The 305-nt window shown below is 63.3% G+C and carries 1 protein-coding gene; it reads left to right on the forward strand.

The window, feature by feature from the left end; all coding sequences use genetic code 11:
- On the forward strand, window positions 1-305 hold a 305-nt coding region (locus tag V3391_RS17685), incomplete at both ends, for a 2-oxoglutarate dehydrogenase E1 subunit family protein (protein ID WP_332079761.1).

Raw genomic sequence — 305 nt, forward strand, 5'->3', positions numbered from 1 at the left:
TATCTGAACAACCCAGGCTCGGTACCAGATAACTGGCGCGCCTATTTCGACGCCATGCAGCACGTGCCGGCCGTCGATGGTTCCAATAAACCGGACGTCGCCCACGCCTCCGTCATCGCCTCCTTCGCCGAGCGCGCCAAAGCCGGTCCTATCCGCACCGTTACCGCCTCGGCCGACGCCGAAATGGGCCGTAAACGCGTTGCCGTGACCCAGCTGATCGCTGCTTACCGCTATCTGGGTTCCCGCTGGGCCAACCTGGATCCGCTGCAGCGCCAGGAGCGTCCAAGCATTCCAGAACTGGAACC

This window comes from Luteimonas flava (assembly GCF_036584485.1).
In the GTDB taxonomy this organism is placed as follows: Bacteria; Pseudomonadota; Gammaproteobacteria; order Xanthomonadales; family Xanthomonadaceae; genus Luteimonas; species Luteimonas flava.